The sequence below is a fragment of the Streptomyces sp. AB3(2024) genome (assembly GCF_041862025.1).
Taxonomy (GTDB): domain Bacteria; phylum Actinomycetota; class Actinomycetes; order Streptomycetales; family Streptomycetaceae; genus Streptomyces.
Genome location: NZ_JBGWAB010000139.1, coordinates 1 through 19,653, shown reverse-complemented (window position 1 = coordinate 19,653; position 19,653 = coordinate 1). Strand labels below are relative to the sequence as shown.

Sequence of the window (19,653 nt, the reverse complement as noted above, 5' to 3'; positions counted from 1 at the left end):
GCGGCCGGGGCCGCGGTGGACACGGAGGGCGCAGCGGCCGGGGCGGCGGAGGGCGTGGGCGCGGTGGGCGCGGGCGCGGTGGCGGGTGTGGCCGGGGCGGCGGTCTGGAGGGCGGGCTGGGCCATGAGGAGCTCCGGGAGGGGTGGGTTCTCCGTGCGGGGAGGCCGTCCGCCCGCCCCCCGTGCCCCCGCCGCGGGGGCGGGGGGACGGGGGCGGGCGGACGCGGGTCAGGCGGGGCGGTGCCGGTGGACCACCCCGAGGGGGGAGCCGTCGACGGGGCGGGCCAGGGAGGCCGACCAGTTCCCGTCGAGGTCGAGGTCGTCGATCTGCCAGCTGCTGACCTCGCCCTGGTAGCCGTGCTCCACCTCGACGGGGCCGGGCGTGCCGGGCCGGACGTCCAGGGCGTTGAGGTCGATGCCGAGGAGCCCGAGCCCGACTCCCTTCAGAACGGCCTCCTTACGGGTCCACACCCGGTGGAAGGCGGCGGTCCGCTCGGGCCCGGCGGGCAGCGACAGGATGTACGCGTGCTCGGCGGGCGCGAGCACCACACTGGCCAGGGAGCCGGACTCGACGGGCCGCAGGGCCTCCACGTCCACCCCGATCCAGTCGCCGGCGTGCAGGGCGAGCACCCCACAGCCGCTGGTCCGGGTCAGGCTCAGTGCGAGTCCGACGGCGGGGGCGGCCACGGCCGGCGGGCCGTGCTCCAGGTCACCGCAGCCGGGGCACACGCGACGGCCCAGGGCCACCTCGCGGGCGTCCACGCCCAGCAGCCCGCCGATGGCGCGCCGGGCACCGGCCCTGGTCCGGACGAACGCGGCGGCGTCCCGCTCCAGGCGGAACCGCCGTGCGCGGACCTGCTCGACCTCGTCGAGCAGGTCGAAGTCGGCCTGGTCGACCCGTTCTTCGAGCGGCCACCACCAGACGTGGGCCTCGCCGGTCTCCCGGAGTCTGGCCGCCTCCCGTGCGGCCGATTCGGGCACGGGCAGTACACCGGTCTGGTCGGTGTGGTCGATGCGGCCGCGGACGGCGGCCAGGGTCTGGCTGGTCATCGGATCCTCCTCTCCCCCTTGAGGGCGTTGTCAGGCCAGTCCACCCAGGCGCAGGAGCAGGTCCTTCACCTCGGTGGCGTGGTAGCGGGCGCGTTCCTGCGACGGGTCGGAGCAGAGCAGCAGCGGTCCGTCCCGGTCGTCCTCGGGCAGCCGCCCGTGGCTGCCGCGGACGCAGCCCGGATCGAGCGGCACGACCTGGAGCGGTGCGCGCAGGCCCGCCTTCTTCTTCAGCACGGCGAGGCCGGCCTTCGCCCTGGCCGCCGGATCGGCGGGGTCGAAGAAGAGTTCGGCCGGGTCGTAGCCGGGTTTGCGGTGGATCTCGACGCCGCGCGCGAAGTCGGGGGCGCGCCGGTCGTCGAGCCAGTAGTAGTAGGTGAACCAGGCGTCCGGCTCCGATACGGCCACCAGTTCGCCCGCGTTCGGGTGGTCGATGCCGTAGTCGGCCTGCTGGGTGCGGTCCCAGACCTCGTCGACCCCGTCCAGGCACTTCAGGACGTCGCGCACGCGCGGGACGTCGGACGGGTCGGCCACGTAGACGTGGGCGGCCTGGTGGTCTGCGACGGCGAACGCCCGGGAGGTGTACGGGTCGAGGTACTCCATGCCGCGCTGGGTGTAGACGGACAGCAGTCCCTCGCGGCGCAGGGCGCGGTTGATGTCCACGGGTCGGCTGACGGGCGAGATGCCGTACTCGCTGAGGGCGACGACGGTGGTGCCGCGCTCGCGGAGGTCGTCCAGGAGCGGGCCGAGCGCGGCGTCGGCCTCGCGGGCGGCGCGGACGGCCTCGGGGCCGTCGGGGCCGAAGCGCTGGAGGTCGTAGTCCAGGTGCGGGACGTAGATGAAGGACAGGTCGGGGTCGCGGGTGTCGGCCACGTGCCGGGCGGCGCCGGCGATCCACCGGGTGGAGGTGAGGGAGGCCGTCGGACCCCAGTAGTTGAAGAGCGGGAACTCTCCCTGCGCGGAGGTGAGTTCGTCGCGCAGGGCGGCCGGGACGGTGTAGCAGTCGGGAGCCTTGCGGCCGTCGTAGTGGTAGACGGGCCGGGGGGTCAGGACGGTGTCCACGTCGGCGCCCATGGCCCACCACCAGCACAGGTAGGCGGTGGTGTGGTCCGGGTCCTGCCGCCGGGCGGCCTGCCAGACCTTCTCGCCCCGCACCAGGGCGTTGTGCTGGCGCCACATCATCACTTCGCCGTGGTCGCGGAAGTACCAGCCGTTGCCGACCGCCCCGTGGTCGCGCGGCAGCGTCCCGGTGGTGAGGGTGGCCTGGACCGTGGCGGTGACGGCGGGGAACACCGTGTCGAGGGGGGCCGCGAAGCCCCGCTCGCCGATGGCCCGCACATTGGGCATGTGGGGCAGCAGCCGTGGGGTGAGGCCGACGGTGCACAGCACGGCCGTCTTCTTCCGGGCGGTGGGGGTCATGAGCCGGGCTCCTTCCGCGCGGCGGACGGTAGGGGGGCGGGCGGTACGGGGGCGGGCGCCGTGCGGGTCAGACCCAGTGCGGTCAGCTCCCGGGCGGTCCAGTCGAGTTCGGCGGCGATGCCGCGGGCCAGCCCGGCGTCGCCCACCGGCCGGCTGCCCTCGGGCAGGACCGACCAGGTGTACGTCTCCACCTCGATGTGGTCGGTGACTGCGTGGTCCCCTCCGAACAGGGCCCGGAGGGTGTCCCGCAGCACCGGCCCGGTGGAGGCCAGCGGCGGGGCCGGCTCCTCGTGCAGCGGTACGTGGTAGTGGATCCGCCAGGGCGCCTCGCCGGGCAGGGCCCCGGCCAGCGCCGGTCCCAGGTCGTCGGAGCCGAGCAGGGCGCCGCCGGCCGGGGCGGCCTCGCGGGTCTGGTGCAGGAAGCGGGGTTCCGCGAAGGCCGCCAGGGCCTCCCGGACCCGGGGGTCCGCCGGGTCGGCGGCCTGGAGGGCGCTGGACGCCTGGACCTTGACCACCTGGAGTCCGGCCGTCAGGAGTTCGGCGACGGCGGCGTCCGGCTCCTCGTGGGCGACGGCGAGGTGGCAGGCGTCCAGGCAGAGCCCGATCCATTCGTGGTCGACGCCCCCCAGTGCCTCGACGGCCTGCGCGGTGGTCTCGGCGACGCAGCCCGGTTCGGGTTCGACGGCGACGCGCACGGTCCGGCCGGTCTCCGCCTCGATTCGGCGCAGTCCGGCGGCGAGCTTGTCGAGCTGGCGCGTGGCGGCGGCCCGCTGGGTGCGCGACCAGGCGGTGCGCCAGGCCAGCGGCAGGGTGGAGACCGAGCCGCGTTCGGCGTCGTCGGGCAGCAGCCCGGCCAGGACCCGGGCCAGGTTCAGGGTGTAGTCGAGGCGGGCGGGCTCGGACCAGTCCGGGTAGTACACCGCCCGTTTGACCACGGGGGCGTGGAAGCCCTTGTACGGGAACCCGTTGAGGGTCACGGTCTCCAGTCCGCGTGCGGCGAGCTCGCGGCGCAGCCGGGTGACGGCGGCCGGGTCGGCGGCGAGGGCCGCCGCCGCGTCCACCGGCAGCCACAGGCCGAGTCCGATGACGGACTCCCCCGCGGCCCGGCGGACCGGTTCCGCGTACGCGGCGAGCTGGGCGGTGATGCCCTCCAGGGTTTCGGCGGGGTGCACGTTGGTGCAGTAGGCGAGGTGGACGGCGGTGCCGTCCGGGTGGCGGAAGCGCATCAGGCGGCTCCTCTTTCCTGATCAGTTTCCGCCGCGGGCGATCGAGTTCCCGGCGTACAGCCCCGCGGCCTGCTCGTCCGTGTAGCCGTCCAGGCCGAGCCGGCCGGACTGCGCGTAGAAGGCGACCGGGTTGCGCCACAGGACGCGGTCCACGTCGTCCTCGTCGAAGCCGGCGGCGAGCATGGCGTCGCCGGTGGCGCGGGTCAGGAGCGGGTCGCTGTGGCCCCAGTCGGCCGCGGAGTTGACGAGGATGCGCTCGGTGCCGTGCTCCTTGAGGATGGCGACCATGCGGTCCGGGGTCATCTTGGTGTCGGGGTAGATGGAGAAGCCCATCCAGCAGCCGGAGTCGCGGACCTCCCGGACGGTGACCTCGTTGAGGTGGTCGAGGACGACGAAGCCGGGGTCGATGCCGGATTCCCGGATCACGGCCAGGGAGCGGGCGGTGCCGCCCGCCTTGTCGCGGTGCGGGGTGTGGACGAGGGCCGGCAGTCCGAACTCGACGGCGAGGGAGAGCTGGACGGCGAAGGCGCGCTCCTCGGCGTCGGTGACGGTGTCGTAGCCGATCTCGCCGACGGCGACGACCCCGTCCTTGGCGAGGTAGCGCGGCAGCAGGTCCAGGACGGGGGTGCAGCGCGGGTCGTTCGCCTCCTTGGGGTTGAGGCCGATGGTGCAGTGGTGGCTGATGCCGAACTGGGCCGCGCGGTAGGGCTCCCAGCCCAGGAGGGCGTCGAAGTAGTCGGTGAAGCTGGACGGAGAGGTGCGCGGCTGCCCAAGCCAGAACGCGGGCTCGACCAGCGCGCGGACGCCGGCGGCGTGCATCGCTCGGTAGTCGTCCGTGGTGCGGGACGTCATGTGGATGTGCGGGTCGAAGATGCGCATGGTCGGGCTCCGGTAGGGGTGGGTGGCTGGGTCAGTGGTCGAGGGTGGCTACGGTCCACAGGTCGGCCGGCACGGGGCGGTCGGCGGCGCGCCGCTCGGCGGCGAAGCCGTGGGCCATCCGCGCCAGTTCGGCGTCCCGGCGCTCGTGCAGTCCGGCGACCTTGGCCAGCGGTATCCCGGTGAACAGGCACTTGAGAACGGCCTGGCGCCAGCGGTACTGGTCGAGGTGGGCGCGGGCGTAGGGGCCCAGCGCGGCCGCGATGAGCCGGTTGTCGTTGGTCCGTACGGCGTCGTCGGTGAGGTGCACCGCGCGGTCGCCGAGCGGGAGGAAGGGCAGGGCGCGCAGCACGCCGCGGCGTTCGGCGGCGTCTCCGTGGGCGTAGCGTTCGCCGGCCTCGCGGGCGAGGGCGGCGCCGGAGGTGCCGTAGCGGGTCAGGGCGAGCAGGAGGACGGCGCGGACGGCGTCCTCGACGGCCCAGTCGGCCCAGCCGGGCAGGGGGCCGCGGCCGTAGTCGCGTCCGGCGGCGGGGAAGCGGCGGTCCAGGGCGGCGGGGCCCTCGGCGGCCACGGCGGCGGTGTCGGCGACGAGCGCGGCCCGGTGCTCCTGGTCGAGGACGGAGCGCAGGGACTCCTCCAGGGTGCGCAGGGTCAGCGCGTCGTGGACGGCGTGGTCGGCGGTGGTGGTGACGGTGGTGGCGGGTGCCACCGGGACGGGCGGGGCGAGGGTGGGGGCGGTCATGCCGGTACGGCCTCCTTCGACGGCTCTTGCTGCGGACGGGTGTCGCGGGACGCCTGACGGGCGGCCGCCTCGCGCAGGAACGCGATGCTGTGGCGGGCGGTCTCGGCGCCGGCGTGGCTGTGGCGCGGGAGTTCGACGGAGACGAGCCCCCGGTAGCCGGCGTCGGCGAGGGCGCCGAGCACGGGCGGGAAGTCGATCTCCCCCTCTCCGAAGGGCAGGTGTTCGTGGGTGCCCCGGCGCATGTCCTCGATCTGGACGTGGGCCAGGCGGTCGGCGGCCAGTGCCACGCAGTCGGCCACGGGGTAGGGCTCCAGGCAGCGGCAGTGGCCGATGTCCAGGGTGAGCCGGAAGCGGTCGGGGCGGCCGAGGTCGGCCAGCAGCCTGCGGTATCCGGCGAGGTCGGCGACGAGCATGCCGGGCTCCGGTTCGAAGGCGAGGTCGATGCCCGCGGCTTCGGCGTGGCCGACGGTCTCGGCGCAGCCGTCGACCAGCCGCTGCCAGGCCTGTTCGCGGGTGGTGTCCGGGTCGGGGGCGCCGCTCCAGAAGTGAACGGCTCCGGCGCCCAGTTCGGCGCCGATGCCGACGGCCCGGCGCAGCAGGTCCAGGCGCAGTTCCCGGCCCTCGGGTTCGGCGGAGAGCAGCGTCGGGCGGTGCTTGCGGCGCGGGTCGAGGAGGTAGCGGGCGCCGGTCTCGACGACCACGGACAGACCGGTGGCGTCCAGGGCGCGCCGGACCTCGTCGACGCGCGCGGCGAGGCCGGGTGCGTACGGGTCCAGGTGCTGGTGGTCGAGGGTGAGCGCGACGCCCTCGTAGCCCAGGTCGGCGAGGAGGCGCAGCGCGTCGCCCAGACGGTGGTCGGCGAGGCCGTTGGTGCCGTAGGAGAACCGCGGTCCGGTCGGCGTGCTCATGTGGAGGACACCTTCCGGGAGAGGCGGCGGACCAGCGGCAGGGCCGCGGCGAGCGGTACGGAGACGCGGGGCGCACCGGCCCGGGCGGCCAGGGCGGCCTGGAGGGGCAGCAGGGCGTGGATGCCGGCTCCGACGGCCCCGCGCACGCGGGGGGCGGCGGGGTCGCGCAGGACGCGGGTGAGGGCGGGGCCGAAGCTCGTGGCGTACAGGGCGAGGGAGGCAGCCTGGGCGGGTCCGGTGCCGCGGTGCGCGGTGCCGGCGGCCGCGGCCGCCGCTGCGGCGAGGGTCAGGGCCGCCTCGCGGGGCGGGGCGCCGTCGACCTCGTGGCGGCTGAGCCGGGTCAGGCCCAGGGTGTGGACCGCCACGGCGGCGGCCGGGACGAGGGCGGGGCGGACCGGGGCGGGCCCGGTGCCGTGCAGGACGTCCAGGGCGCGCGCGCCGGCCATCACGGCGGGGCCGAGGGGGGTGGCCTTGGCGCCGAGGTCGTAGGCCCAGACCGCGGCGGCCAGGGGCAGGGTGCGGCGCAGGACGGTACGGGGGCCACCGGCCAGGGCGGCGATCCCGAGACCGGCCGCGGTCAGCCCGGCGGCGGTGGCCAGGGCGGCCCCGGGCCGGATCCGGCCGGACGGCAGCGGGCGTTCGGGCCGCTCCACGGCGTCGAGCTCGCGGTCGGCCCAGTCGTTGAGGGCCATGCCCGCCCAGTAGAGGCAGACGGAGGAGGCGGCGAGGCCGAGGGTGCGGGGGCCGGTGCCGCGTCCGGCGGCGAGGGCGCCGGCCAGGACGTCGCCGGGCACGGTGATCGCGGCGGGCGCCCGGACCAGCTCGGCGTAGGCGCGCAGGGTGCGCCGGGCGCGGAAGGCGCGGCCGGGGAACGGCGGGAGCCGCAGGGGTCCGCTCCCGCCGGCGGGTCCGGCGGTCCCGGGGCGGGCGGTCCCGGGGCGGGTGCCCGGTCCCGGGACGGTGGCGGTGGTCACGGCCGGGCCCCCGTCAGCGGATCGGCGCCCGTCGCGGTGGACACCGGGGCGGGGTTCGCGGCCCAGGCGGTGAGGGCCTCGTACTGGAGGGTGAGGTTGTGCTCGGTGGAGCCGGCCGGGTCCTTGAAGAAGAACCCGAGGGCGGCCAGGGCCCCGGACTCGCCGCGCCGCCCGGCCAGCGCGGCCAGCCGTACGAGGTCCAGGACCAGCGGGGCGGCCAGCGCGGAGTCGCAGCCCTGCCAGGTGAACTGCATGGTCATCCGGACGCCGAGGAAGCCCTCGAAGGAGATGTGGTCCCAGGCGGTCTTCCACTCCCCCATCTCGGGGACGTTGTCGATGTGCGTCTGTCCCTGGACCGCGTGGCCGACGGTCTCCTCCAGGCTGCGCTGCTTCGACTCGGTCTTGGAGCGGGCCGCCGCGGGGTCGGCGAGGGTCGCGCCGTCGCCGCCGCCCAGCAGGTTGGTGCCGGACCAGGACCGCAGGCGCAGGGCGCGCTGGGTGAACATCGGGGCGAGGGCGCTCTTGACGAGTGTCTCGCCGGTCTTGCCGTCGCGGCCGGCGTGCGGGACCCCGCGCAGCCGGGCCAGTTCCTCCAGGGCGGGCAGGGCGGCGCCCGCCGACGGGGTGAAGTTGACGTAGGAGCAGCCCGCGGTGAAGGCGGCGTAGGCGTAGAGGGAGCTCGTCGGCAGGGTGACGGAGCCGGCGGTGAGGGCGGCCTCCAGGGAGGCCAGGTCCAGGAAGGCGGGGTCGGGTTCGGGCAGCGGCTCCGTGGAGGAGACGTTGACGACGACCACCTGCTCCAGGCCGTGCCGGTCGCGGAAGGCGGCCATGTCCTCGGCGAGGCGGGCGGCGGTCTCGGACTGCGACTCGCCGGGGAGGGCGGAGCCGTCGCGGATCTCCAGCTCGGCGGCGGCCAGCGGGGTGTCCAGGGCCTTGAGGACCGCGAAGGGCAGAACGCCCGCCTCGGCGAGTTGGCCGGCCCTCACCGACAGGGGGGTGTCGACGACGTCGTGGCCGCCGAACACGAGGTCGGCGAGGGCCGGCAGAGGTGCGTCACGGAACGGGGGCGTTTCGGTGACGCACCCGACGGGGGAGGCGGCACCCGCGACGATGGCGGCGGCGCCGGCGAGGGCGGCCGTGGCGACCGAGCCTCGCGCGCCGACCATCCAGACGCCGATTCGGGGTGAAGATCCGGTCGTGTCTCGCATGGTGTGCCATTCCTCCTGAGTCGTGTGGAGCGGGGGTACAGCCGGACTACTTGCCGAGGTCGACCGGGTAGGGCCAGACGTCGAAGGCCTTGGTGACCTTCTCGTCGGAGCGGCACAGCCACTTGTCGGTGACGTGGCGGACCACGTGCTTGGGCAGGTGCTTGTTGTCGTTGGCGTCGTTCACCGGCTTGGCGATGGACTGGAGCTCCCAGGCCGCGCCCGCGAGGCGGTTGATGTGCGCCCAGAACCGGCGGTCGATGCCGAGCAGCTGGAAGGACTGCAGGTAGGCGTGCCAGCGGTGGTAGGCGTGGGTGGCCTCCGGCGGCGTGTAGTTCATCATGTGGACCTTGTTGCCGGCCGGGCGGCGCGGGTCGAACAGGGTGCCCTGGCCGAACTCCTGGAAGGCGAAGACCAGTCCCTTGGGGTCGTGGCCGTACCACTTGTCGTAGACCTTCTTCTGCTCGCGGGAGAGCAGCTCGAAGTGGGCCTTGTTGGGCTGGATGAGCTCCAGCCAGCTGCGCGGGTAGCGTCCGCCCTGACGGGTGGCGAGCCAGGCGTCATAGGACTTGGTGAAGCCGCCGAAGGGGGCGGTGATGGCCGCGACCGCGGCCTTCATCTCGGCCGACGGGGTGTAGTAGGACATCTCGTCGTAGTCGTACCAGAACTCGCTCGCCCAGCGGTCGCCGACCAGGCCCTCGACCTTGGGCAGCTGCGGGCGGCGGCCGTGGGCGGCCGCCGGGCCCGCGCCGAGGACGGTGACCGCGGCCGCGGCGCCCGCGGCGCCCAGGGCGGTCCGCAGGACGCTCCTGCGGTCCATGGAGTTGAGCGGCATGGTCGTGCTCCTTCTGGCTCTGTCGCTGATGCGGACGGATCATCGGGGGGGGTGCGATGGGTTTACTCTCCCGGGCCCCGCCATACCTGCCCTATATCGCTGTTCGCGCAGGTCACGGGCGGGGCCCGGAGGTGGCTACGTGAGCTCCGGGGAGCCCTTCTCCAGGGGGTTGCGGCGCAGGGACGGCGACAGCAGCGCGACGAGCGCGGTGACGCCCATGGCAACGCTGAGGCCGAGCACGGTACGGGTGGGGCCGAAGGCCTCCAGGGCGAAGCCGGCGGCGACGGGACCGGCCGCCATGGCGCCGCCGCCGACCAGCATGGCGAGGGAGTTGGCCCTGCCGCGCATCCGGTCGGGGGCGACTCGGACCATGAACACCCCGCCCGCGACGTTGAACACGCCGCCGACGTAGCCGCTGGCGGCGAACAGCGCGCCCAGGGCGTAGGGATCGCGCAGGAACGCGACGGGGACCATCAGGGCGGTCCAGACGGCCAGCCCGCCGAGGACCAGGGTGCGCAGGGAGAAGCGGGTGGCCCACCAGCCGCCGGTGATGGCGCCGACGAGTCCGCCGGCCCCGCTGAGGGACAGCACGACGCCGATCTGGAACTGGGAGCCGTGGTTTTCCTGGATGCCGGTCATGACGGCCAGGTTGAGGCCCTGGAACAGCACGTTGGAGACGGCCACGGCGGCCATCACGGCCCGCAGGAAGCGCTGGCGCCACATCCAGACGAGCCCCTCCTTGATCTCCCGCACCAGATCGGGCCGGGGCCCGGTGCGCTCGGCCTGGAGCTTGCCCCGCACTCCGAAGAGCAGGACGACGGACGCGAGTTGGCCCACGAGGGCGGCCACGTACGGGAAGGAGGAGCCGAGGGCGACGAGGCCGCTGCCGAGCGGCTGCCCGGCGATGGCGGCGCCGCGGGTCCGGGCCTCGTTGCCGGTGAGGGCGGCGGGGAGCTGCTCCGTGGGGACCACGGCGGGGACCGCGGCCCGCTCGGCGAGCTGGTGCAGTACGCCGAGGGTGCCCTCGGTGAAGGCCGCGGCGAGCAGGGCCCAGAGCCAGACGTGCCCGCTGAGCAGCAGGGCGGCGACGGCCCCGGCGACCAGCGCCTGCCCGAGGCCCGCGCCGATCATGATCCGGCGCCGGTCCCAGCGGTCCACGAGGGCGCCGCCGGGGAGCTGGACGAGGAGCTGGGGCAGGAGGAGGGCGGTGCCGACCAGGCCGGCGTCGCCGGGCGAACCGGTGATCCACAGGACGGTGAGCGGGTAGGCGACGGCGGTCGCCCGGCCGGCGAGGAGCGAGAGCCCGGCGCCGCCCCACAGCAGCCCGAAGTCGCGGTTGCGGCGCAGCGGGACGGCTGCCGACGGGGCCTCGTGGTGCTCCGGGTCCGGGGTCGCTTCCCCGGCCCCGGACCGGGCCGCGACATCGGCCTGGCCCTGGTTCCGGTCCTGGGGCCGGGATTCGGCCCGGGGCTGCGGGGCGTCGCCCGCCGGGGCGGAGGCGGCCAGCTCCCACGGGAGGACGGCCGGGTCCGTCACCGTCTTCGGCGGCGGGGTCACCGTACGGCCGTCGCGAGGTGCGCGTCGTCCAGGTCCGCGGCGAAGCGGGGGCCGGTGGCGTCGCCGTCCTGCGGACCGGAGTGGGTGTACTCCAGTACGGCCATGGCGCTGTGCATCTTGTTGGTGGCCTGGGCGAAGGCGATGCTCGTCGGACCGTCCAGCACCTCCGCGGTGACCTCCTCGCCCCGGTGTGCGGGCAGGTCGTGCATGAACACGGCGCGCGGGCTGGTCTCCCACAGACCGGAGGTGACCTGGAACGGGGCGAAGATCTCGCGCCAGTTCGCGTCCGGCTTCTCGGTGCCCGTCGTCTGCCAGCGGGTCGTGTAGACGACGTCGAAGCCCTCGGGCAGCACGTCCATGTCGTGCCGTTCGACGAGCACCGCGCCGGTGCGCACGGCCTGGGCGCGGGCACGGTCGGCGATGGAGGGCAGCAGCCCGTAGCCGGGCGGCGTGCGCAGCTCGAAGTGCACGTTCGGGAACCGGGTCAGGGCCAGGGCCAGTGCGGCGGCGGTGTTGTTGCCCTCGCCGACGTACAGGACGCGCAGTCCCTCGACGCGGCCGAAGTGGCGCAGCAGGGTGGTGAGGTCGGTGAGGGCCTGGGTGGGGTGCTCCTCGGCGCTCATCGCGTTGACCACGGCCATCCGGTCCTGGGCCGCCCAGCCGCGCAGTTCGGCCTCGGGGCCGGCGGTGCGGGCGACGAGGACGTCGAGCATGCCGGAGAGCACGCGTCCGGTGTCCTCGACGGACTCTCCGGTGTTGAGCTGGAGGTCGCCGGGGCCGTACGCCACGATCCGGGCGCCCACGCGCAGCGCCCCGGAGGAGAAGGCGGTGCGGGTGCGGGTGGAGGTCTTGGCGAAGTAGACGCCGGCGACCAGGCCTTCGAGGGCGCGGGAGCGGGTGACGGTGCCCGCCGAGAACTCGGCGCCGCGGGCGACGATCCGGTGCAGGTCCCGGTCGGTGAGGTCGTCGATGGAGATGAGGTGGCGCGCCGGGCGGCGGCCGCGGTCGTTCGTGTGCTGCGGGTCCATCGGATCAGCCCTTCTCGGGGTGGTCTGCGCCGGTGTGGGGAGCGGCGGCTTCGAGTGCGGCGGCGGTCCGCGCGACCGTGTGGTTGCGCAGGGCGGTGGCGAGGTCGAGGGTGAGCCCGTGCCGGCGGGCGGCGACGAGCAGCGGGGCGACGAGCAGCGAGTCGCCGCCGAGGTCGCGGAAGTCGTCGTGGACGCCGACCTGTTCGAGGCCGAGGACCTCGGACCAGACCTCGGCGAGCACCTTCTCCAGGTCCGTGCGCGGGGCGGTGTAGGGCAGGGGCGTCGCGGTGGCCCGGCGGGAGGCCAGGGCGGACTTGTCCCGCTTGCCGTTCGCGGTCAGCGGGAGCCGGTCGACGACGGTGACGGCGGCGGGGATGGCGGCGGCGGGCAGGACCGCCCGCAGCCGGTCGCGCAGGGCGGGGACCTCGACGCAGTGCCCGTCGGCCGGGACCACCCAGGCGGCGAGCCGCTTGCCGCCGTCGGCGGCGTCCACGGGGGTGACGAGTGCCTCGCGGACGGCCGGGTCGGCGGTCAGGGCGGCCTCGGCCTCGCCGGGCTCGACGCGGTGGCCGCGCACCTTGACCTGCTCGTCGGCCCGGCCGGTGAACTCCAGCACTCCCCCGGGCAGGATGCGGGCGAGGTCGCCGGTGCGGTAGATGCGGGTGCCGGGGAGGCCGTACGGGTCGGGCAGGAACGACGCGGCGGTCAGGGCGGGCGCCCCGGCGTAGCCGCGGGCGAGTCCCTCGCCGCCGAGCCAGACCTCGCCGGTGATCCCGTCGGGCACGGGCCGCAGCCCGTCGTCGAGGATCCGCAGCAGCACCCCGGGCAGCTGGGAGCCGAGCGGGACGAGGGTGCGCCGGGTGTTGGGGCGCACGTGCCCGAAGGTCGCGGCGACGGTGGCCTCGGTGGGCCCGTACTCGGCGCCGAGCAGCATCCGCCCGCCGGCCGCGGCGATGCGGGCGGAGACCCGTTCGGCCTGCGCGGTCGGGTAGGCGTCGCCGGCGCAGACCGCGATCGCGGCGAGGCCGCCGAGCTCGGAGTCGCTCAGCTGCGCCTCCAGGAGCTGGAGGTGACCGGGCGTGAGGCCGACGAAGGCGTACGGGGCCCCCGCCATCAGCAGCGGGCCGAACTCCCCCGGCTGCCAGTCCTGCGGCAGCAGGCGCACCGGCTGCCCCGTCATCAGCGGCGCGTACAGGGCGGGCAGGCCCAGGTCGAAGCCCACCGAGGTGAACCAGGGGGCGCCGCCGGAGCCGGTCTCGGCGTAGGCCCGTACGGCCCAGTCGAGGTAGTGGGCGAGCGAGCGGTGGCTGATCTCGACGCCCTTGGGGGTGCCCGTGGAACCGGAGGTGTACAGGACGTAGGCGAGCCGGTCGGGGTCCAGGTCCAGGCCCAGCGGGCTTCCGTCGCCCTCGTGGGAGACCTCTTCGGCTAGCAGGACCCGTCCGGCGTCGGTCGCCGGGGCGAACCGGTCGGCGTACGCGCCCTGGGTGAGCGCCAGGTCGAAGCCGAGCGCGGACAGCCGGGCGGCCGGGGTGCACGGGTCGACGGGCAGCTGCGCCGCGCCGGCCTTCCACACACCGAGCAGGGCGGCGACCAGCTCCGGCCCGCGGTCCAGCAGGACGGCGACCCGGGTCTCGGGGCCGGCGCCGAGGGCGCGCAGGCGGCGGGCGATCCGGTTGGCCCGGGCGTCCAGTTCCGCGTACGAGGTGCCGGAGCCGTCCGGGGTGCCCGCGCCGGTGAGGGCGGTGGCCCACGGGGTGCGCGCGGCCTGTGCCTCGAAGCCGGCGAGGGCTTCGACCGGCGTCTCGGGGTGCGGGAGGGCGGGCGCGGTGAGGCGGTAGTGCTCCTGGTGGTTGGGGAAGCCGCTCCGGGCGTCGCCGTCGGCCCCGGTGCGGGCCATGTCGGTGAGGACCGCCTTGTAGAGGGCGGCGAGGCGTTCGGCGTTGGCCTTGGCGAGGGTCCGGGTGCGGGAGGCGATCGAGAGGTGGCCGCGCACGGGCGTGCCGACGACGAGGGGGAACTCGTTGGGGCTGTCGTCGCGGCTGGCCATGATGTCGATGAGCTCGACGTCGACCTGGTGGAAGTCCAGGTAGTGGAAGAGCACGTCGATCAGGTGGCTCTCGCCGCCGGTCACGCGCATGGCGGGCATCGGGTAGCGGCGGTGGGGCCACAGTTCGACCTCGCGGGCGAAGACCTCCCGGGCGAGTTCGCCCCAGGTCGCGGCGCCCTTGCGGTAGGGGAAGGGCACCGAGTTGAGGTACATGCCGGAGACCCGTTCGGCGCCGGCCTCCTCGGGGCGGGCGTCGGCGACCATGCCGCCGCGGAAGCTCCCGGCCCGGGTCAGCATCGACAGGACCTTGCTGTGCGCGGCGTGCAGCACGCTCTTGTACGGGACCTCCGCGGCGGAGGCGAGGGCGCGCAGTCCCGGCTCCACGTCGCCGAGTTCGAGGTCGATGCGGTAGCGCTCGTCCGCGCCGAGCGGGTCGCCGGCCCAGCCGGTGGGGATGGTGAACTTCTCGTGGCCGTCGACGAGTCCGCGCCAGTAGTCGCGGTCCTCGGCGGACTCCAGGGAGCGCAGTTCACCGGCGATGAAGTCGGCGTAGCGGACGGCCGGGACGGGCGGCGCCGGGTCGGGCTCGCCGCCGGTGCGGATCGCCCGGTAGGCGCGCAGCAGTTCCATCAGCTGGGAGTGGTAGCTCCAGCCCTCGATGACCGGGTGGCACTCGGTGATGGACAGCCACCAGCTCTCGTCGTCGACGAGGTGGACGGCCATCCGCATGAGCGGGGCCGCGGTGAGGTCGAAGAGCTGCTCGCGGTCGCGGTCGGCGAAGGACCACAGGGTGGACTCGCGCTCCTCGCGCGGCAGGTGGCGCAGGTCCTCGAAGAGGCAGGGCATCGACACGGAGCCGGCCTCGTGCACCAGCTGGAGGGGTTCGCTGTAGCCGGAGAGGGCGAAGGAGGTCCGCATCACCTCGTGGCGCTCGACGATCAGGTCCGCGGCCCGCTGGAACACCACCGGGTCGAAGGGGAGTTCGTCGCGGATCCGGAAGGAGGTGATGTTGTGGTAGCGGTTCTCGCCGCTGCGGCCGTGCATCTCGACGAGCATGCCCGCCTGGATCCGGGAGACCGGGTAGGCGTCGGTGACGCCGTGCGGCAGGGTGGTCCGGTCCTCTTCGCCGATCAGGGCGAAGGGCGCGACGGGGCCGTCGGCCCGCTCGGCGGAGCCGTCGCCGGCCTGGTCGCCGAGGGCGGCGCGCAGTTTGGCGACCGTGCGGTGCTCGAAGACGTCGCGGACGCTGGTCTCCCAGCCGGCCTCGCGCAGGGCGCCGACGAGGGAGACGGCGCGGATGGAGTCCCCGCCGAGGTCGAAGTAGTTGTCGTGGACGCCGACGGTCTCCAGGCCGAGGACCTCGGCCCAGACGGCGGCGATGGAGGCTTCGGCGGCGTCGCGCGCGCCGACGTGTTCGCCGACGGTGGTGGCCTCGCGGCCGGGGGCGGGCAGGGCGCGCCGGTCCAGCTTGCCGTTGGCGGTCAGCGGGAGCGCGTCCAGGCGCAGGTAGGCGGAGGGGACCATGTAGGCGGGCAGGGCCTCGCCGAGCGCGTCGCGCAGGGCGGCGGGGGCGAGGTCCGTGTCGGCGGCGCCGGTCTCGGGGACCAGGTAGGCGACGAGCTGCTTGTCGCCGGGGGTGTCCTCACGGACCAGGGCGACGGCCTCGGCGACGGCGGGCAGCGCGGTGAGGGCGGTCTCGATCTCGCCGAGTTCGATGCGGTAGCCGCGCAGTTTGACCTGGTGGTCGATGCGGGCGACGAAGTCGAGGCTGCCGTCGGGCAGGACCCGGGCGAGGTCTCCGGTGCGGTAGATGCGGGCGCCGGGGGCGCCGTAGGGGTCGGGCAGGAAGCGTTCGGCGGTCAGGTCGGGGCGGCCGGCGTAGCCGCGGGCCAGGCCGGTGCCGCCGATCCACACCTCGCCGGGGACGCCCAGGGGCAGCGGGCGCAGCCGCTCGTCGAGCACGTACATGGTGGTGTTGGGGACGGCCCGGCCGATGGAGACGAGCTCGGTGGTGACCGGGCCGTGGGCGGTGCCGTCGGCGGGCAGGAAGTGGGCGGAGTTGCCGACGGTGATCTCGGTGGGTCCGTACTCGGCGGCGAGGCGGGTGCCCCCCGGGCCCGCGGCGGCGGCCCAGCGTTCGGCGAGGCGGTGGGTGAAGGAGTCGCCGGCGGCGATGACCAGGCCCGCCAGGTCGCGGATCTGCCCGTCGGTGAGCTGCTGCGAGAGCAGGTCGAGGTGGCCCGGGGTGAGCTTGATGAAGGCGTACGGTCCTCCGTCGGCCAGCAGGGTGCCGAGGTCGGCGGTGTCGAAGTCCTGCGGGAGCAGGTGGACGGCCTGGCCGGTCATCAGGGGGGCGTACAGGTCGGGGACGCCGAGGTCGAAGGCGACGGAGGAGAACAGCGGGGCGCCGCCGGTGCCGGCCGTGGCGTAGGCGCCGGCGGTCCAGGTGAGGTAGTTGGCCAGGCCGCGGTGGCCGATGAGGACGCCCTTGGGCTTGCCGGTGGAGCCCGAGGTGTAGATGACGTAGGCGAGCTGGTCGAGGTCGTACGCGGTGGGCAGTTCGGCCTCGGCGGTGGCCAGGGCGGTCCGCTCGGCCGGGTCGTCGACGACGACGAGGCCGGGGCCGTCGAAGCGGCCGGCGTGACGGGCCTGGGTGATCACGAGGCGGGTGGCGGTGTCGCCGAGCATGAAGGCGATGCGCTCGTCGGGGTATCCCGGGTCGATCGGCACGTAGGCGGCGGCGGCGCGCCAGATGCCGAGGAGGGCGGCGACGAGGTCGGGGCCCCGGTCGAGCAGGACGCCGACGGTTTCGTCGGGGCGGACTCCGAGCTGGACCAGACGGCGGGCGAACCGGTCGGCGCGGGCGTCGAGTTCGGCGTAGGTGAGCTCGCCGGAGGCGTGCCGGACGGCGACCGCGCCGGGGGTGGCGGCGATCCGGTCGGCGATGGTCTCGAAGACGGGCCGCAGGGCGGCGGCGTCCACGGGGGCGCCGACCGGTTCGGCCGGGCCGTCGAGCAGCAGGGCGCGCTCGGTGGCGCCGATGAAGTCGAGGGTGGACAGGGGGGCGCCGGGCCGTTCGGCGACGGCCGCGAGCAGGGCCGCGTAGTGGCCGGTGATCCGTTCGGCGGTGGCGGCCTCGAACAGGTCGGTGGAGTACTCCAGGGCGCCGTGCAGGGAGCCGTCGGCGCGCTCGGACAGGTGCAGGGTGAGGTCGAAGCGGGCGATGCGGCCGCTGGCGGCGACCGGGGTGACGGTGAGTCCGGGCAGGTCGGGGCTGTCGGAGCCCTGGCCGGAGGCGAGGTCGAACATGACCTGGAAGAGCGGGGTGGTGGACAGGTCCCGTTCGGGTTCGAGCTCGTCGGCGATCTTGTCGAAGGGGGTGTCCTGGTGGTCGAAGGCGTCCAGGACGGTGGTGCGGTTGCCGGCGAGCAGCTCCCGGAAGGCCGGGTCGCCCTGCCAGCGGCCGCGCAGCACCAGGCTGTTGTAGGCGTAGCCGGCCATCTGCCGGAGCTCGGGGCGGGTGCGGCCGGAGACGGCGGTGCCGACGGCGACGTCCTGTTTGCCGGTGTAGCGGCCCAGCAGTGCCTGGTAGGCGCTGAGCAGGACCATGAAGAGGGTGGCGCCCTCCTGTTCGGCGAGGGCGCGCAGCCGGGCGGCGACGTCGGCGGGCACGTCGAAGGCGGCGACGGCGCCGTCCCAGCCGCGGACGGAGGGGCGGGGCCGGTCGGTGGGCAGGCCGAGGGGTTCGGTGCCGGCGAGCTGTCCGCGCCACCAGTCGAGGGCGGCCTCGGCGGCGGGGCCGGACTGGCGGGCGTTGAGCCAGGCCGCGTAGTCGGCGTACTGGACGGGGGGTTCGGGCAGGACGCCGTCCAGCGGCCCGGTGACGGTGCCGGCGGCCCGGTAGCAGGCGGCCAGGTCGGCGAGGATCAGCGGCCGGGTCAGGGCGTCGCAGGCGATGTGGTGCATGACGACGACCAGGACGTGGTCGTCGGCGGCGAGGCGCAGCAGGCGGACCCGCAGCGGGGCCTCGGCGGCCAGGTCGAAGACCTCGCCGGCGCGGGCCTGGGCGAAGGCGGCCGCGGCGGCGTCGCGGTCGGCCGCGTCGATGCCGGTGACCTCGCTGACGGCGTAGTCGACGGGGCCCGCCGGGTCGACGACCTGCCGGGGCTCGCCGCCTTCGAGGAGGTAGCGGGTGCGCAGGATCTCGTGGCGGGCGGCCAGGGCGTCGAAGGAGCGGCGCAGGGCGCTCTCGTCGAGGGTGCCGCGCAGCCGGTGTGCGAGCGGCAGCAGGTATTCGGGGCTGTCCGGGTCGAGCTGGTGGAGGAACCACAGCTGGCGCTGGCCGGCGGAGAGCGCCAGCGGGGCCTGCCGGTCGGCGCGCGGGATTCCGGTGCGGGCGGGGCCGCGGCCCGTGGTGCGGCCCGCGCGTCCGGCGAGCCGTCGGCGCAGCAGTTCCGCCCGCAGCTCTTCCTGCGTGGGTGCGGTGGGTGCGGTCACGGCTGGTACTCCCTGTGGGCGATGGCCAGTTCGGCGTGGTCGAGGGTTTCGATCTCGGTGCGTACGGCTTCTTCGACGGCCGCGGCGAGGCCGGCGACGGTGGGGTGTTCGAAGACGGCGCGCAGGGGCATCTCGACGTCGAACTCCTCGTGGAGGCGGGCGATGACGCGGGCGGCGAGGACGGAGTTGCCGCCGATCCGGAAGAAGCCCTGGCGGGCGCCGATCCGGCGGGTGGTGCCGTCCTCCCCGGCGAGGACCTCGGCCCAGATCTCGGCGACGATCTCCTCGACCGGGCCCTCGGGCGCGGTGTAGGGCTCGTCGGAGAGGGCGGCGGCGAGGTCGGGGGCGGGCAGGGCCAAGACGTCGACCTTGTTGTGGCGGGTGAGCGGGATCCGCGGGACGGGCACCAGCAGCGCGGGGACCATGTAGTCCGGCAGGCGGCGGGCGCAGTGGTCCAGGAGTTCCCCGTCGCCGGGCGGGTTGTCGCCGCGCGGGACCCAGTAGCCGATGAGCGCTGCCGTGGGGCCGCTGCCGTGGACGACGACGGCGCACTGGGCGACCCCGGGGTGCTCGGCGAGGACGCCCTGCACCTCGCCCGTCTCCACGCGGCGGCCGCGGATCTTGGCCTGGCCGTCGGCGCGGCCGGCGAACTCCAGGGTGCCGTCGGGCAGCATCCGGGCGCGGTCGCCGGTGCGGTAGAGGCGGGCGCCGGGGGGCCCGTACGGGTCGGGGACGAAGGCGGCGGCGGTCAGGTCGGGGCGGCCGTGGTAGCCGCGGGCCAGTCCGGATCCGCCGACGCACAGTTCGCCGGTGGTGCCGTACGGAACGGGCTCCAGGTACGCGTCGAGGACCCGGGCCGTGACGTGCGGGTAGGCGCGGCCGACGGGGACGGCGGCGGCGGTGTCGTACGCGTCCCAGCGGGTGGCGGCGATGGTGGTCTCGGTGAGCCCGTACTCGTTGACGAAGCGCAGGAGGCGGCGGGACAGGTCCCGGGCCAGGGCGGGCGGGCAGGGCTCGCCGCCGGTCTGGCCGACGAGGGGACGCCGGCCGAGGCCCGCGTCGATCAGCATCTGCCAGTGCGGCGGCGCCACCTGGAGGTGGCTGACGCCGTGATCCTCGATGAGCCGCAGCTGCGCGGCGTGGTCGGTGAGGTCCCGCTCCTGCGCCAGGACCACCCGGCCCCCGGCGACGAGCGGCATCAGCAGCTCGGTGCAGGAGATGTCGAAGGTGGGCTGGGCCAGGGCCAGCCAGGCGTCGTCGGGGCCCTGCCCGAAGTCCAGGTGGGCCTGG

The 19,653-nt window shown here is 75.2% G+C and carries 13 protein-coding genes; all 13 read right to left on the bottom strand.

Translation table 11 applies throughout. From position 1 onward, the window contains the following. Positions 1 to 227: 227 nt before the first annotated feature. Positions 228 to 1,049 carry a 4'-phosphopantetheinyl transferase superfamily protein gene (locus ACEPPI_RS34390; protein ID WP_373919185.1) on the bottom strand — a complete coding sequence of 274 codons (822 nt, stop codon included), beginning with the start codon at positions 1,047 to 1,049 and terminating at the stop codon, positions 228 to 230. A 30-nt stretch (positions 1,050 to 1,079) separates the two neighbouring features. Next, complete coding sequence (locus tag ACEPPI_RS34385) at positions 1,080 to 2,465, bottom strand: alkaline phosphatase family protein (protein WP_373919184.1); 1,386 nt, start codon at positions 2,463 to 2,465, stop codon at positions 1,080 to 1,082. Then, entirely contained in the window at positions 2,462 to 3,691 is a 1,230-nt protein-coding gene (eboE, locus tag ACEPPI_RS34380; protein ID WP_373919183.1) for a metabolite traffic protein EboE, read from the bottom strand. The genes ACEPPI_RS34385 and eboE overlap by 4 nt, the downstream gene beginning before the upstream one ends. 21 nt (positions 3,692 to 3,712) lie before the next feature. Beyond that, positions 3,713 to 4,570 carry a TatD family hydrolase gene (locus ACEPPI_RS34375; RefSeq protein WP_373919182.1) on the bottom strand — a complete coding sequence of 286 codons (858 nt, stop codon included), beginning with the start codon at positions 4,568 to 4,570 and terminating at the stop codon, positions 3,713 to 3,715. Positions 4,571 to 4,601: 31 nt separating this feature from the next. Further along, entirely contained in the window at positions 4,602 to 5,309 is a 708-nt protein-coding gene (locus ACEPPI_RS34370) for an EboA domain-containing protein (protein ID WP_373919180.1), read from the bottom strand. Next, positions 5,306 to 6,217, bottom strand: coding sequence for a sugar phosphate isomerase/epimerase family protein (locus ACEPPI_RS34365; RefSeq protein WP_373919179.1), 912 nt, complete (start codon positions 6,215 to 6,217; stop codon positions 5,306 to 5,308). The genes ACEPPI_RS34370 and ACEPPI_RS34365 overlap by 4 nt, the downstream gene beginning before the upstream one ends. Continuing rightward, complete coding sequence (locus ACEPPI_RS34360) at positions 6,214 to 7,191, bottom strand: SCO3242 family prenyltransferase (protein ID WP_373919178.1); 978 nt, start codon at positions 7,189 to 7,191, stop codon at positions 6,214 to 6,216. Before ACEPPI_RS34360 ends, ACEPPI_RS34365 begins: the two co-directional genes overlap by 4 nt. Then, on the bottom strand, positions 7,188 to 8,399 hold the full coding sequence (locus ACEPPI_RS34355) for an inositol-3-phosphate synthase (RefSeq protein WP_373919176.1): 1,212 nt from the start codon (positions 8,397 to 8,399) through the stop codon (positions 7,188 to 7,190). Before ACEPPI_RS34355 ends, ACEPPI_RS34360 begins: the two co-directional genes overlap by 4 nt. 46 nt (positions 8,400 to 8,445) lie before the next feature. Next, positions 8,446 to 9,231, bottom strand: a complete 786-nt coding sequence (locus tag ACEPPI_RS34350; RefSeq protein ID WP_373919175.1) for a Tat pathway signal sequence domain protein — start codon at positions 9,229 to 9,231, stop codon at positions 8,446 to 8,448. A 135-nt stretch (positions 9,232 to 9,366) separates the two neighbouring features. Next, positions 9,367 to 10,788 carry an MFS transporter gene (locus tag ACEPPI_RS34345; RefSeq protein WP_373919173.1) on the bottom strand — a complete coding sequence of 474 codons (1,422 nt, stop codon included), beginning with the start codon at positions 10,786 to 10,788 and terminating at the stop codon, positions 9,367 to 9,369. Next, positions 10,785 to 11,816, bottom strand: coding sequence for an ornithine carbamoyltransferase (locus ACEPPI_RS34340; RefSeq protein ID WP_373919172.1), 1,032 nt, complete (start codon positions 11,814 to 11,816; stop codon positions 10,785 to 10,787). Before ACEPPI_RS34340 ends, ACEPPI_RS34345 begins: the two co-directional genes overlap by 4 nt. 4 nt (positions 11,817 to 11,820) lie before the next feature. Continuing rightward, positions 11,821 to 18,363, bottom strand: a complete 6,543-nt coding sequence (locus ACEPPI_RS34335) for an amino acid adenylation domain-containing protein (RefSeq protein WP_373919171.1) — start codon at positions 18,361 to 18,363, stop codon at positions 11,821 to 11,823. Continuing rightward, a partial coding sequence (locus ACEPPI_RS34330; RefSeq protein ID WP_373919170.1) for an AMP-binding protein occupies positions 18,360 to 19,653 on the bottom strand: 1,294 nt, incomplete at its 5' end. The genes ACEPPI_RS34335 and ACEPPI_RS34330, both read right to left, overlap by 4 nt.

What these genes read in the sequence shown, in the direction of transcription:
- ACEPPI_RS34370 (WP_373919180.1), bottom strand. Translation starts at nt 5,309, where the DNA reads ATGACCGCCCCCACCCTCGCCCCGCCCGTCCCGGTGGCACCCGCCACC.
- ACEPPI_RS34350 (WP_373919175.1), bottom strand. Translation starts at nt 9,231, where the DNA reads ATGCCGCTCAACTCCATGGACCGCAGGAGCGTCCTGCGGACCGCCCTG.
- eboE (WP_373919183.1), bottom strand. Translation starts at nt 3,691, where the DNA reads ATGCGCTTCCGCCACCCGGACGGCACCGCCGTCCACCTCGCCTACTGC.
- ACEPPI_RS34390 (WP_373919185.1), bottom strand. Translation starts at nt 1,049, where the DNA reads ATGACCAGCCAGACCCTGGCCGCCGTCCGCGGCCGCATCGACCACACC.
- ACEPPI_RS34365 (WP_373919179.1), bottom strand. Translation starts at nt 6,217, where the DNA reads ATGAGCACGCCGACCGGACCGCGGTTCTCCTACGGCACCAACGGCCTC.
- ACEPPI_RS34355 (WP_373919176.1), bottom strand. Translation starts at nt 8,399, where the DNA reads ATGCGAGACACGACCGGATCTTCACCCCGAATCGGCGTCTGGATGGTC.
- ACEPPI_RS34375 (WP_373919182.1), bottom strand. Translation starts at nt 4,570, where the DNA reads ATGCGCATCTTCGACCCGCACATCCACATGACGTCCCGCACCACGGAC.
- ACEPPI_RS34385 (WP_373919184.1), bottom strand. Translation starts at nt 2,465, where the DNA reads ATGACCCCCACCGCCCGGAAGAAGACGGCCGTGCTGTGCACCGTCGGC.
- ACEPPI_RS34340 (WP_373919172.1), bottom strand. Translation starts at nt 11,816, where the DNA reads ATGGACCCGCAGCACACGAACGACCGCGGCCGCCGCCCGGCGCGCCAC.